Source organism: Amycolatopsis sp. cg9, assembly GCF_041346945.1.
Lineage (GTDB): Bacteria > Actinomycetota > Actinomycetes > Mycobacteriales > Pseudonocardiaceae > Amycolatopsis.
This window is the reverse complement of the sequence record NZ_CP166850.1, coordinates 4882501-4896025: the sequence shown is the minus strand read 5'-3', so window position 1 is coordinate 4896025 and position 13525 is coordinate 4882501. Positions and strand designations below refer to the sequence as shown.

Below are 13525 nucleotides of genomic sequence, written 5' to 3'. Positions count from 1 at the left end.
GTGGCGTTCGGTGCGTCAGACGCACCGAACGCCACATTGGGGCGCTAGTCCAGCTGGGGTGCGACTTCCGCGGCGATCAGCTCGATCTGGTCCAGGTCCCGCATGTCCAGCAGCTGCAGGTAGAGCCGGGTGATCCCGGTCTTCTCCCGCCACTGCCCGATCCGGTCGACGACCTCGGCGGGCGTCCCGGCCAGGCCGTTCGCGCGCAGCTCGGTGACGTCCCGCCCGAGGACCGACGCCCGGCGCGCGACCTCCTCCTCGGACCGGCCGACGCAGATCACCAGCGCCACCGACCGCAGGATCTCCTTGGGGTCGCGGCCGATCTCCGCGGCCGCCGCCTCGACGCGGGCGAACTGCGCGGCCGCGGTTTCGGCGTCGGCGAAGGGCAGGTTGAACTCGTCGGCGAACCGCGCGGCCAGCGCCGGCGTGCGCTTCTTGCCACCGCCGCCGATGATCACCGGCGGGGCGGGCTGCTGCGCCGGCTTCGGCAGCGCGGGCGAGTCCGTCAGCGTGTAGTACTGACCGGCGAAGGAGTACGTCGAGCCCACCGGGGTCTTCCACAGGCCGGTGATGATCTCGAGCTGCTCGGCGTACCGGTCGAACCGCTCCTTCAGCGGCGGCAGCGTCAGGCCGTACGCCTCGTGCTCGGCGTCGTACCAGCCGGAGCCGAGCCCGAACTCGACGCGCCCGCCGGACATCTGGTCGACCTGCGCGACCGAGATGGCGAGCGGCCCGGGGTGCCGGAACGTCGCCGCGGTGACGAGCGTGCCGAGCCGGATCCGGTTCGTCTCGCGGGCCAGGCCGGCCAGGGTGATCCAGGCGTCGGTCGGGCCGGGCAGGCCGTCGGCCGAACCCATCCTCAGGTAGTGGTCGCTGCGGAAGAACGCGTCGTAGCCGGCCGCTTCGGTGGCCTTGGCGGCGCGCAGCTGGTCGTCGTAGGAGGCCCCCTGCTGGGGCTCGGTGAAGATCCTCAAGTCCACGCCGTCAGCCTATCGACGGAGAGACCTCCGCGCCGTCCTGCTCGGTCCGCCGCAACCGGACCAGCATGCGGACGATCACGTCCTCGATCTCGGCGCCGACCCGCTTCGGGTCCGGCGAGCTGGCGATCTCGGTCGCCGCGCTGGACAGCGCGCCGAACAGCAGCCGCGCGGTGACCTCCACCGGCACCGGCTCGACCTCGCCCGCGTCGATCAGCGACTGCAGGCCCGAGCGGACCAGCCCGAAGCTGCACCGCTCCTCGGCCTCGCGCCAGCGTTCCCAGCCCATCACGACCGGCGCCTCGTGGATGGCGATCCGCTGGTAGGCGGGGTCGAGGCAGCTGCGGATGAACGCGTTGAGCCCGCCGAGCGCCCGCTCCCACGGCGAGCCCTCGCCGGTCATGATCTTGTCGAGCCGGTCGTAGACGAGGCTCTCCACCTGGTCGAACGCGGCTTCGAAGAGCGCCTGCTTGCCGCTGAAGTGGTGGTACAGGGCTCCCTTGGTGACCCGGGCGCGTTTGGCGATCTCGTCGAGCGAGGTACCCGCGTAGCCGCGTTTGGTGAACAGTTCGACCGCGCTGTCGACCAGCGCCGACCGCGTCGACTCGGAGTAGTCGAGTCGTCTGGACCTCATTGTCGCCACCTTCACAACTTTACGCCCGGAGGATCTCTCCATACTCATGGTATGTTCACCGTGTCAGGTCCGTACCGGGAGTATGCCGCAGACCCGCGGTATGACCCGGGCCACGGAAGGGGAGCCACACGATGAGCTGGACAGACTTCTACCGACGTCAGGAAATCCTCGAAGCCGCCGTCCGCCTGGCCGCCCGGAACCCGGGTGCGCCGCTGCCGCTCGAGGAGGTACCGGGGGCCGACGAGCACTTCGGCACCGAGGAGAACGTCCTCACCGCCTTGCAGTACCAGTGGACGCGCACGCTCGGCGGCCGCCTGCGCGCCGAGGTCGCCGATCCGGACGACGCCGACGGCCTCACCGACCACGTCGACGCCGTCACCCGCGCCTGGCGCACCGCCGTCGACGAGCACGCCGACCTGCGCGCCGTCCTCGACGGCGCGTACGAGCGGTACGCGTCGCTGCGCCGGATGCACGAGGGCGAGCTGCGGATGCTGGCCGTCACGGCCGGGCTGGCCGACCCGCGCGAGCCGGCCGAAGAGATCGTCAAGGTGGGCCACGCGCTGGAAGCGCTGCTGCACACGAGCCGCGAGGAGCCCGTCCGGCGCCGCCCGGTCATGGGACACCTGCGGCGCCTGCTCGCGCCCAGTGCGTGAACGGAGTTAAGTGTCACGCATGACAAGGTGGACCGAGAACGACATCGCGGATCAGACCGGCCGGACCGTCGTGGTCACGGGGGCGAACTCCGGGCTCGGTCTCCGCACCGCCGAGGTGCTCGCGGGCAAGGGGGCCCGCGTGTTCCTCGCCTGCCGTTCGCCCGAACGCGGCGCGAAGGCACTCGATCGAGTCCGCGCGGCCGCCGCGGGCGCCGAACCCGAGCTCATCCCATTGGACCTGAGCGAGCTCGCGTCGGTGCGCGCGGCCGCCGCGTCGGTGCGCGAGCGGACCGGTGACGCCGTCGACGTCCTGGTCGCCAACGCCGGCGTGATGGCGACCGCCCGCGGCCGCACCGCCGACGGGTTCGAGCTCCAGTTCGGCACCAACTACCTCGGCCACGCGGCGCTGACGTGGCTGCTGCTGCCCGCCCTGCGCGGCGGGACGCACGCCCGCGTCGTCACGCTGTCGAGCCTCGCCGCGACCGGCGCCCGCATCGACCTCGAAGACCCCAACGGCGAGCACCGCCGCTACAACCCGGCGACCGCGTACGGGCAGTCGAAGCTCGCGAACCAGGTGTTCGCCCTGGAGCTCGACCGCCGCCTGCGCGCGGCCGGCGACGACGTCCTGAGCGTCGCCGCCCACCCCGGCTACACCGCGACCGGCCTCGGCAGCGGCATGGCCCGCTCGTACACGAATCCGGTCGTCCGCGGCGTCATCGCGGGCGGCCACCGCATCGGCGAGGCCCTGTTCGCCCAGAACGTCCGCCAGGGCGCGCTCCCGCAGCTGTACGCGGCCACGGCGGACGGCGTCGAAGGCGGCGACTACATCGCCCCCGGCGGCCTCGGCGGCCTGCGTGGCCACCCGGTGAAAGTGCGTCCCCTCACACCCGCGTCGAGCGAGTCGCTGGGGGCCGCGTTGTGGGACGTCACGGCGAAGCTGACCGGCGTCACCCCCGACCCCGCTTAGCCCGGACGGGCGTACGGTTGAGGGCGTGAGTGCTGCGCCTGAAGGCCGGAAGCTGCTGCGTCTCGAGGTTCGCAACAGTGAGACGCCGATCGAGAAGAAGCCGCCGTGGATCAAGACGCGGGTGCGGATGGGGCCGGAGTTCACCGAGCTCAAGGGCTTGGTGCGCCGTGAGGGCTTGCACACGGTGTGCGAAGAGGCGGGTTGTCCCAACATTTACGAGTGCTGGGAGGACCGGGAGGCCACGTTCCTCATCGGTGGTGACCAGTGCACGCGCCGGTGTGACTTCTGCCAGATCGACACGGGTAAGCCCGCCGCTCTCGACCGGACTGAGCCTCGCAAGGTCGCGGAGTCGGTGCAGGCCATGGGCTTGCGGTATTCGACGGTCACCGGTGTCGCGCGTGATGACCTTCCCGATGGTGGCGCGTGGCTGTATGCGGAGACGGTCCGGCAGATCCACGAGTTGAACCCGGGTACCGGTGTGGAGCTGTTGATTCCGGACTTCAACGCGGATCCGGCGCAGTTGGCTGAGGTGTTCGGGTCGCGGCCGGAGGTGTTGGCGCACAACGTGGAAACGGTGCCGCGGATCTTCAAGCGGATCCGGCCTGGTTTCCGGTACGCGCGGTCCCTTGAGGTCATCACCGCCGCTCGCGAGGCGGGTCTGGTGACGAAGTCGAACCTGATCCTGGGTATGGGCGAGACCCCGGATGAGGTGGCTCCGGCGATGCGGGACCTGGTCGATGCGGGGTGTGAGATCTTGACGATCACGCAGTACCTGCGTCCGTCGCCGCGGCATCACCCGGTGGATCGGTGGGTGAAGCCGGAGGAGTTCGTCGAGCACTCTCGTGCGGCGGAAGCGATGGGTTTCGCGGGTGTCATGGCCGGTCCGCTGGTGCGGTCGTCCTACCGCGCAGGACGCCTGTACGCCCAGACGAAGGCCCACCGCGGCGAGGAACTGCCCGAGAACCTGGCCCACCTGGCCGCCGAAGGCCCGGCCGCGCAGGAAGCGGCGTCGCTGCTCGCCCGGTGACGCACGTCACCCCACCATCCTTAAAGGATCGGTAAAGTGGCGGCATGGCCCTGGTTTCGGACCTCCTCAGCTGGTTGCAAGGACTCCCGGAACCGGGGCTCGTCGCGGCCACCGGCGGCCTGGTGTTCGCCGAATGCACGATCGGGCTGGGTTTCCTGGCCCCGGGCGAATCCGGCCTGCTGATCGCGGCGACGACGGCGAACACCGTGCCGCGCTTCCTCGCCCTGTGGGCGGTGGTGACCGTGTGCGCGACGGCGGGCGACGCGCTCGGCTACTTCATCGGCCGCCGCTTCGGACCCCGCCTGCGCGAGACGAAGCTGATCCGCAAGTACGGCCTCGACGCCTGGGACAAAGCCACCGGCGTCCTCGAACGCCGCGGCGCGTGGGCGGTGTTCTTCGCCCGCTTCCTGCCGGTGGTCCGAACCCTGACCCCGGCGGCGGCGGGCACCTCGGGCCTGGAGTTCCGCAAGTTCCTCCCCGCCGCGGCGGCGGGCGCCTTCTGCTGGTCCCTGATCCACATCGGCATCGGCGCGGCACTGGGCGAAGCGGCGAAACGCATCGAGGGCGCCCTCAACACGGGCGGCCTGATCGTGGTGGGCATCCTCGCGGCGGCAGCGGTCTTCTTCCTGCTCCGCCTGAAGAAGCGCAAGGCCCTGGCAGCGCCGCCCCCGAACCGCGAACCCGAGCGCGTGCCCTGACCAAAGCGCCCCAATGTGGCGTTGGGTGCATCCAGCGCACCGAACGCCACATTGGGTGCGTCTGACGCACCGAACGCCACATTGGGGTTTTTTCATCGTGGTCTGTGCTGGTCAGGGCGGGTTGACCAAGTCTGGTATTGGTTCAGGCCTGGGCGTGTCGGACGCTCTGCTCGTGCTGGGTCAGCACGAGCAGAGCCCGCAGCAACGTCGTGGCGTGGCGGGGATGCAGGCGGAGTTTGTCCAGCACCCGCCAGGCTTTGAGGGCGGCGAAGCCGCCCTCAACAGCGCAGCGCATCGCAGCGAACGCCGCGTTGGCCTGCTGCTGGCCCGGAGTCAACGGCCGATTCGCCTCGGCTTTGTCAGGGGTGAGCACGATCTGCTCACACACCCCGCCGCAGATACCGCAGTCGCGGGTGCCGCGGACGTCTTTGTGCCAGCCGTGAAACCCTTTATCTCCGGCCGGGGTCAGACCGTGAGCGTGCAGCCGTTCCCGCAGCCCCAGCCGGCGGGCGGCGGTGATATCGGCGGTCTTGCCCGGCAGCACCGCCGATACCCACAGCAACCGGCCTGCCTCGTCGGTCAACGCGAGCACGACCAGCCCGTGGTGTTTGTGTTTGCCGCTGTAGTTGCCGCGGTTCGCTCGCCCGGTGCGGCGGCGGGTGCGGATCAGGGTGCCATCGACCAGCACCACTGCTTCACCTCGGGTGAGCAGGCCGCGCAGCACGCGGTCCAGCCGTGCGGCTCGGGCGGCGAGCAGGGCGATGACTTCCAGCACCCACCGGCGCACCGTGGCCGCTGAGACACCGTGGCCGGCGCCGATGTGGGCCAGGCGGGGGTCGTGGCGCAGCACCGCCAGCACGACCAGGGCCTGCCCGGCCGGGGTGGCTTTGCGCCAGCGGGAGCGCCGCCGCCGGCGATGGGTGCGGATCAGCTCGGCGGTCAGCTGCAGGGTCTGTCGTGAGAGGGGAAGGGTGACCTGGTAGGAAAGAGAACCGAAGCCCTCGGCGGGTGATTGACTCACATCTCGATCTTGCCGAGGGCTTCGCCTATGTCCGGGCCACCACGCTGGTCCGCGCGGGCAGGTGTTGCCACGCAACCTCATCCACCCAGCCACACCGCCCCAACCAGCCACAACCACGATGAAACAACCCCATTGGGGCGCTTGGGACCCGCGCCGGTCGGGAGCCGGCGGGAGCCACGAGGGTGCGGTCCGGTCGCCCGGGCCGCACCCTCCCGGCGTCAGCGGCGGGCGCGCGCCGCCTTGCCGGTGGCCCAGCCGATCAGGCCGAGCGCCAGCAGCGCCCCACCGGCGGCGAACGGCCAGGAACCGGTGCCCGGCGCGGGGGCCGGCGGCGGCGAAGCGGCGAGGTCGTAGCCGCCGAGCTTGCCCTGGTCGCGGTAAGCCGACCCGGGCAGCTTGTCGCCGTACAAGCGGTGCACCAGCTGCTGGTACGCCGCCACCGCGACCCCTTCGCCGACCCGCTGGCGGGCCGGGTCGTTCAGCGGGAGCACACGGCCGTCCCGCACCCGGTACCACGCGTTGACCTGCGGTTCGGTGAACACCAGATCCCCGTGCGCCTGCGCCGGGTAGGTCAGCTCCTCGGTGCCGGTCGTGAAGTTGGTCGCGGTCCACCCGGCCGCGTCGCGGGTCACCCACACGGTGGCCTGCCGCCCGGTCGAGGCCTGCGCCTTCACCGCGTAGTACGCGAACGCCGCGGGCTTCGCGTCCGGCTTCCCGGCGACGAACGCGGGATCGAGCGAGTAGACGCTCTGCGGCTCACCGCCGACTTCGGGCGCCTGCGCGACGTCGGCGCGCGCGACACCCGCCCGCCGGTCGAGCTGACCGAAGAACGCCGACAGCTGCGAGTCCGCCGCCTTGACCGCGGCGGCGACCTCGTCGGACGACGGCGAAGAAGCCGAAGCCGTGCCGCCGAAGCCCAGTACCAGTGCCGTCCCCGCGAAGAGCGTGACGAGTCCACGGAAGAGGTTCACGGTCACGCCCCGATCCGGTAGAGGGACTGCGCCCACTGGAACTGCCCGTTGCGGACGTAGCTCGAGTGCGCCATCGCGCTGTAGCGCTGGCTGCTCGGCCACGGGTCGCCGTAGTACACGAGCCCGCTGGCGTCGTAGCCGTAGATGACCTGGGCGTGCCCACCGCCCGCGGTCCAGTAGATGCCGGTCTCGATCGGGCGGCGGCCGGTGATCTCGCTCTGCACCGACGCGAAGCTGAGCGCGCCGGTCACCGTGCCGGGCCGCAGGCCGAGCGCCTGGTAGCCGCGCTGCACGTACGTCAGTTCGCCGGGCTGGTTGGGGCACTGCGATCCGGCCGGGTAGCCGCGGGAGTAGTCGCAGAAGGTGTTCTGGCTGGTGCTCGTGCCATAGCCCAGGAACCGCGCGATGGTCAGGCCGCTCGCGGCCCAGCACCACTGGTTCTGCTCCTGCACCAGCTGGCTGATGGACAACGTCGTCGCTTCGGTGGTCGCGCTCGCGGGCGGGGAGAGCAGGCCGGTGAGGGCCACGCACAGCGCGCCGAGCGCCATTGCTCGTCTGAAGTGCATTCGTTGCTCCTTGTCGGCAACAGGTGGGGACTTCGTGAGCTTCTCCCGTTGCCGCGCCGGGCAGTAATCCCAGCGGGGATAACACCGGCGTTATGCCGCCTATCGGGCGAAGACGAGCCGTTCGCCCGGATTCCGGCCGCACCACCGCGCGAAGTGCGGGTTCCGGCGCAGCGACGCCCGGTGCGCGACCTCCGCGCACCGGAACACCTCGTCGGTCGTCGGCGTCCGGGCGTCGTCCTCGCGCGTCGCGAACAACAACGTCGTCCACAGCGGGTCGCCCGCCAGCGGCAGCGCGAGCAGCCCGCGCGGCGGCGCCGAAGCCGCCTGCGCGAGGCAGACCGCGCCCTGCGCGATCAGCGTGCCCGCCGTCCCCGCCTCGGACGTGAAGTGCCGCACCCGCGGCGTGAACCCGGCGGCCGCGCACGCCTGCGAAAACCGCACCCGCACGCAGTTTTCGTGCGGTGGCGGCAGGATCCAGTCGCAGCCGGCCAGGTCCGCGAGGTCGACGACGCCGCCGCGGATCGCCGGGTGGCCCTGCGCGATCCCGACGAAGATGGGCTCCGTCGCGAGCGTCCGCACGGCCAGCCCGGCGAAGTGGTGCGCCTCGGTGCCGTCGAACCGCTCCAGCAGGGCGACGTCGACGCGGCCGGTCGAGAGCAGCTTCAGCAGGGTCAGCGACGCCGGTTCGGCGTACGTCTGGACGTCGAGGTCCAGCTCCCCCAGCTCCTCGATGAACCGGCCGATGATCAGCAGCGGCACGTACCCGATCCGCAGCGACTCGGGCTCGCTTTCGCCGTGGCGGCGCGCGGACGCGACGAGGGCCTGCATGTCCGAGAGCAGCGCGTCGGCGCGGGCGAGCACGAACCGGCCGAGCTCGGTGGGGCGCACGCCGCTGGGCCCGCGGACGAACAGGTCGCCGCCGAGGATCCGTTCGATCCGCTTGAGCTGCGCGGTGAGCGCGGGCTGGCTGACGCCGAGCACGGTGGCGGCGCGGCTCACGCTCCCGCCGTCCGCGACGGCGCGGACGGCTCTGAGATGGCGCAGCTCCAGCTCGGCCACCCCAGCAGGTTAACGCCGGTTTCACGGGCGGCACGACCTGCGAAAGTCGGGCTTACTACATTCGGCGGTATGAGTCTCGCGGATCTTCCCCGGCCGATCGGCTTCGTCCTCGGCGGTGGCGGCAGCCTCGGCGCCATGCAGGTCGGCATGCTGCGCGCGCTGACCGAAGCCGGGGCGTCGCCGGACCTCGTGACGGGCACGTCGGTCGGTTCGCTGAACGCCGCCGTCCTGGCCCGCTCCGGCGGCGACGCGTTGAAGGACCTGCACGGCATCTGGGCGCACATGACCCGTGCGGAGGCCTTCCCCGGCGGCGTGCTGAGCCGCGTCCGGACGCTGACGCAGAGCAAAACGCACCTGTTCCCCAATTCCGGCCTGGCCGGGATCATCGCCGACCACCTCGGCGCCGAAACGCGGTTCGAGGACCTGGCGCTGCCGCTCGGCGTCGTGACGACGCAGGTCGACTCGGCCGAGCCGCTGCTGATCCGGTCGGGCCGGCTGCTCGAGCCGCTGCTGGCGAGCTGCGCGATCCCGGGCATCTTCCCGCCGGTGGCGCACGAAGGACGGCTCCTGTACGACGGCGGGCTCGTCGCGAACGTGCCGATGCGGCAGGCGCTGGCCATGGGGGCGAAGTCGTTGGTGGTGCTGGATTGCGCGTTCCCGGGGAAGATGCCGGACGCGCCGCGGACGTTCGCCGAGGTGATCATGTTCACCGCGATGATCAGCATGCGGAACCAGGCCGTGCTGGAAGCACCGGTCGCCGCGCAGCAGGTGCCCGTGGTCTACCTGCCGGGGCCGGCCCCCGTACGTGTGAACCCGCTCGACTTCGGGCACACGGAAGAACTGGCGGAGGAGGCGTACACGGCGGCGCGCGAGTACCTCGACGGGCTGTCGGTGCGCGGCCCGGGACTTTACGGTGCCCCGGGGCTCGTCGTCACGTGATCCGCGTCACGCCGATGCACCGATCCGCCGGGAAGAACGTCATCGCTATCGCGTAGTTTTGATGACGAATGCCCGCCGATCCCGATTCCCAAAAAAGAGACAATATGCTCCCCAAGAAGATTTTACTTTCGGTGGCCGGAATCCTCGCCGGGGCACTGCTGGTTTCCGCCTGTTCGTCCGGTGACGACGGCGGTTCACCCGCCGGCGGCACACCGGCGCCGGGTTCCGCTTCGGCGTCCGGGACGCCGGTCGCGGTGACGTTCGAGCCCGCGGGTGGCACCGGGGTGAACCCGGCGACGCCGATCGTCGTCAAGGCGGCCAACGGGAAGCTGCTCGACGTCACGGTGACCAACAGCGCCAAGGGGAAGACGGTCGCCGGCAAGCTCGCCGACGACGGCTCGAGCTGGACGTCCAGCGAGCCGCTCGGCTACGGCGCGACGTACAAGATCGTCGCGCACGCCCAGGGCGCCAACGGGACGCCGATCGAGCAGGACAACCAGATCAGCACGATCGCGCCGAAGAAGCAGGCGAACGCCAACCTGATCCCGGCCCCGTCCGCGGTGGCGAGCACGGGTGTCGGCGTCGGCCAGCCGATCGTGTTCAGCTTCGGCAAGATCGCCGTCAAGAACAAGGCGGCGGTGGAGAAGGCCCTCACGGTCGAGTCGACGCCGAAGCAGGAGGGCAGCTGGTACTGGATCGACGACTCGAACGTCCACTACCGCCCGAAGGAGTACTGGAAGGCGGGCACGACCCTGAAGGTCTCGGCGAAGATCTACGGCGTCGATTTCGGCGGCGGCGTGTTCGGCGCGGAGGATCGTACGGAAACGTACAAGGTGCACGATTCCTGGATCGCGAAGGCGGACGGGAACACCGAGCAGATGCAGATCTTCCACAACGGCGCCATGGTCAAGTCGATGCCGATCTCGATGGGCAAGGACGCGACGCCCACCCATTTGGGCGCGCACGTCATTTCGGACAAGCAGGCGAACTACACGATGGACTCCTGCACGTACGGCGTCTGCCCGCCGGACCCGAAGGCGTACCGCTCCAACGAGAAGTGGTCGGAGCGGATTTCGAACGACGGCGAGTTCGTCCACGAGAACCCCAACAGCGTGGGCCAGCAGGGCAGTTCGAACGTGTCGCACGGGTGCATCAACCTGAACGGCGCGAACGCCCAGTGGTTCTTCCAGAACATGGGCCTGGGCGACGTCGTGGAGGTGACCAACTCGGGCGGCCCGCAGCTGCCGGTGTGGGACCTGTACGGCGACTGGTCGAAGTCGTGGGCCGACTGGCAGGCCGGCTCGGCGTTGAAGTAGGAGCCGGGCAGCGGTTCGGAATTCGGTTCGATCGGCGTGAAGGGCCGGGGCTCGTGGAGCTCCGGCCCTTTTTCATGTGCTGGGTGAGGTCGGCTCGGGCGGCCGCCGGCGCGCAGGGTGAACCCGTTCGCGCGCAGTAGTTGTGGACCCGAACGGGCCTTTCGCGCGGGCTGTCAGCGCCACGAACGGACCTCTCGCGCCGACCGCCGGAAGCGCGAACCCTCCTTAGCGCGGCTAAGCGGGCTGGGCGACCAAGCGCCGCTCGCGTGGGGTCGACAGGCGCTAACGGACCTTTCGTCCCACTGCTGGGCGACGACCGGGCCGGCCCGCGGGCGCGTCGGGTGGAGCCACTCGCGCTCGTGCCGCCGTCGGCTGCGGGTGCGAGGTTCGGCGGGCATGAAAAAGGGCCTGGGCCGGGAGACAACCAGTCTCAACCGGGCCCAGGCCCTTCCTTCACGTTAAGTTCGGCGGTGTCCTACTCTCCCACAACCCTTCGGTTGCAGTACCATCGGCGCTGTCAGGCTTAGCTTCCGGGTTCGGAATGGGACCGGGCGTTTCCCTGACGCTATAACCACCGAAACACTCCGAAACAACACACACGCTTCCGTGTGGTGCTTCAGAACCGTAGAGTGGATGCGCAACATCTTCGTAGACAAGTCCTCGGCCTATTAGTACCAGTCAACTCGACAACACATTACTGTGCTTCCATTTCTGGCCTATCAACCCAATGGTCTCTTGGGGGCCTTAACCCACAAAGGGTGGGATACCTCATCTTGGAACAGGCTTCCCGCTTAGATGCCTTCAGCGGTTATCCCTTCCGAACGTGGCCAACCAGCCATGCCCTTGGCAGAACAACTGGCACACCAGAGGTTCGTCCGTCCCGGTCCTCTCGTACTAGGGACAGCCTTCCTCAAGTATCCTACGCGCGCGGCGGATAGGGACCGAACTGTCTCACGACGTTCTAAACCCAGCTCGCGTGCCGCTTTAATGGGCGAACAGCCCAACCCTTGGGACCTACTCCGGCCCCAGGATGCGACGAGCCGACATCGAGGTGCCAAACCATGCCGTCGATATGGACTCTTGGGCAAGATCAGCCTGTTATCCCCGGGGTACCTTTTATCCGTTGAGCGACACCCCTTCCACCAGGAGGTGCCGGATCACTAGTCCCGACTTTCGTCCCTGCTCGACATGTCTGTCTCACAGTCAAGCTCCCTTGTGCACTTGCACTCAACACCTGATTGCCAACCAGGCTGAGGGAACCTTTGGGCGCCTCCGTTACTCTTTAGGAGGCAACCGCCCCAGTTAAACTACCCATCAGGCACTGTCCCTGAACCAGATCATGGCCCGAGGTTCAGATTCCCAATTCGACCAGAGTGGTATTTCAACAACGACTCCACCACAACTAGCGTTGCAGCTTCACAGTCTCCCACCTATCCTACACAAGCCGAACCGAAAACCAATACCAAACTATAGTAAAGGTCCCGGGGTCTTTCCGTCCTGCCGCGCGTAACGAGCATCTTTACTCGTAGTGCAATTTCGCCGGGCCTGTGGTTGAGACAGCCGGAAAGTCGTTACGCCATTCGTGCAGGTCGGAACTTACCCGACAAGGAATTTCGCTACCTTAGGATGGTTATAGTTACCACCGCCGTTTACTGGCGCTTAAATTCTCAGCTTCGCCCCGAAAGGCTAACCGGTCCTCTTAACGTTCCAGCACCGGGCAGGCGTCAGTCCATATACATCGTCTTGCGACTTCGCATGGACCTGTGTTTTTAGTAAACAGTCGCTTTCCGCTGGTCTCTGCGGCCACCCACCCCTAGCCTGTAAAAAGCTTCAGGATGTTTGGCCCCCCTTCTCCCGAAGTTACGGGGGCATTTTGCCGAGTTCCTTAACCACAGTTCACCCGATCGCCTTGGTATTCTCTACCTGACCACCTGTGTTGGTTTGGGGTACGGGCCGTGCATGCACTCACTAGAGGCTTTTCTCGGCAGCATAGGATCACTCTACTTCGCCTCAAACGGCTACGCATCACGTCTCAGCCTACGTGAGTGGCGGATTTGCCTACCACTCGGCCTACACGCTTACACCAGGACAACCATCGCCTGGCGGAGCTACCTTCCTGCGTCACCCCATCGCTTGACTACTACGAAATCAGGTCCCACGCTCCACACACCACCATCCACCCGAAGCTTCAAGCGACGGCTTTGGGTGGTTAGTATCAAACGCCTCGTCATGGGCGCACATGCTCGGGTACGGGAATATCAACCCGTTGTCCATCGACTACGCCTGTCGGCCTCGCCTTAGGTCCCGACTTACCCTGGGCGGATTAGCCTGGCCCAGGAACCCTTGGTCATCCGGCGGCAGAGTTTCTCACTCTGCATTCGCTACTCATGCCTGCATTCTCACTCCCACACCCTCCACGACTGGCTTCCGCCGCCGCTTCCCTGGATGCAGGACGCTCCCCTACCCATCCATACCACTAGACAACACCCTCAAGGAGTGAAGCCGATGTAACGCATGAATGACACAGCTTCGGCGGTGTGCTTAAGCCCCGCTACATTGTCGGCGCAGGACCACTTGACCAGTGAGCTATTACGCACTCTTTCAAGGGTGGCTGCTTCTAAGCCAACCTCCTGGTTGTCTGGGCAATCCCACATCCTTTCCCACTGAGCACACACTTAGGGGCCTTAGCTGGTGTTC

12 protein-coding genes and 2 rRNA genes (1 of these 14 cut by a window edge) are annotated in these 13525 nt (G+C 68.2%); 6 read left to right on the top strand and 8 right to left on the bottom strand.

What is annotated here, in order from left to right:
• Positions 1-44: 44 nt before the first annotated feature.
• Together AB5J73_RS23425 and AB5J73_RS23420 are read right to left on the bottom strand one after the other, a co-directional pair.
• Complete coding sequence (locus AB5J73_RS23425; protein ID WP_370972250.1) at positions 45-980, bottom strand: LLM class F420-dependent oxidoreductase; 936 nt, start codon at positions 978-980, stop codon at positions 45-47.
• 4 nt (positions 981-984) lie between these two features.
• A complete protein-coding gene (locus AB5J73_RS23420; protein ID WP_318307498.1) occupies positions 985-1611 on the bottom strand; it encodes a TetR/AcrR family transcriptional regulator in 627 nt (208 codons plus the stop codon).
• A gap of 131 nt (positions 1612-1742) precedes the next feature.
• On the opposite strand from AB5J73_RS23420, the gene AB5J73_RS23415 reads away from it, so the two are divergent.
• From AB5J73_RS23415 to AB5J73_RS23400, 4 genes are read left to right on the top strand one after another with little or no spacing between them, the layout of a single operon-like run.
• Positions 1743-2264, top strand: coding sequence for a hypothetical protein (locus AB5J73_RS23415; protein WP_370972248.1), 522 nt, complete (start codon positions 1743-1745; stop codon positions 2262-2264).
• A gap of 19 nt (positions 2265-2283) precedes the next feature.
• A complete protein-coding gene (locus AB5J73_RS23410; protein WP_370972246.1) occupies positions 2284-3231 on the top strand; it encodes an oxidoreductase in 948 nt (315 codons plus the stop codon).
• A gap of 25 nt (positions 3232-3256) precedes the next feature.
• Complete coding sequence (gene lipA, locus AB5J73_RS23405) at positions 3257-4258, top strand: lipoyl synthase (protein WP_370972245.1); 1002 nt, start codon at positions 3257-3259, stop codon at positions 4256-4258.
• A gap of 44 nt (positions 4259-4302) precedes the next feature.
• Entirely contained in the window at positions 4303-4956 is a 654-nt protein-coding gene (locus AB5J73_RS23400) for a DedA family protein (RefSeq protein WP_370972243.1), read from the top strand.
• Positions 4957-5098: 142 nt separating this feature from the next.
• On the opposite strand, the gene AB5J73_RS23395 is transcribed toward AB5J73_RS23400, so the two are convergent.
• The 4 genes from AB5J73_RS23395 to AB5J73_RS23380 form a co-directional block, all read right to left on the bottom strand.
• A complete protein-coding gene (locus AB5J73_RS23395) occupies positions 5099-5977 on the bottom strand; it encodes a transposase family protein (protein WP_370971552.1) in 879 nt (292 codons plus the stop codon).
• A gap of 218 nt (positions 5978-6195) precedes the next feature.
• On the bottom strand, positions 6196-6954 hold the full coding sequence (locus tag AB5J73_RS23390) for a hypothetical protein (RefSeq protein ID WP_370972241.1): 759 nt from the start codon (positions 6952-6954) through the stop codon (positions 6196-6198).
• Complete coding sequence (locus tag AB5J73_RS23385; RefSeq protein WP_290060952.1) at positions 6951-7514, bottom strand: papain-like cysteine protease family protein; 564 nt, start codon at positions 7512-7514, stop codon at positions 6951-6953. Before AB5J73_RS23385 ends, AB5J73_RS23390 begins: the two co-directional genes overlap by 4 nt.
• A gap of 99 nt (positions 7515-7613) precedes the next feature.
• Positions 7614-8573 (bottom strand): LysR family transcriptional regulator, encoded by a 960-nt coding sequence (locus tag AB5J73_RS23380; RefSeq protein ID WP_370972239.1) that lies wholly within the window; start codon positions 8571-8573, stop codon positions 7614-7616.
• A gap of 69 nt (positions 8574-8642) precedes the next feature.
• Between AB5J73_RS23380 and AB5J73_RS23375 the strand changes: the two genes are divergently transcribed.
• A complete protein-coding gene (locus tag AB5J73_RS23375; RefSeq protein WP_370972237.1) occupies positions 8643-9512 on the top strand; it encodes a patatin-like phospholipase family protein in 870 nt (289 codons plus the stop codon).
• Between the two features lie 104 nt (positions 9513-9616).
• The gene (locus AB5J73_RS23370; RefSeq protein ID WP_370972235.1) at positions 9617-10828 is read left to right on the top strand and encodes an Ig-like domain-containing protein; all 1212 of its coding nucleotides are present in this window, start codon (positions 9617-9619) and stop codon (positions 10826-10828) included.
• Between the two features lie 462 nt (positions 10829-11290).
• On the opposite strand, the gene rrf is transcribed toward AB5J73_RS23370, so the two are convergent.
• A 5S ribosomal RNA gene (gene rrf, locus AB5J73_RS23365) occupies positions 11291-11407 on the bottom strand.
• Positions 11408-11476: 69 nt separating this feature from the next.
• Positions 11477-13525 (bottom strand): 23S ribosomal RNA (locus AB5J73_RS23360) (it continues 1070 nt past the right edge of the window).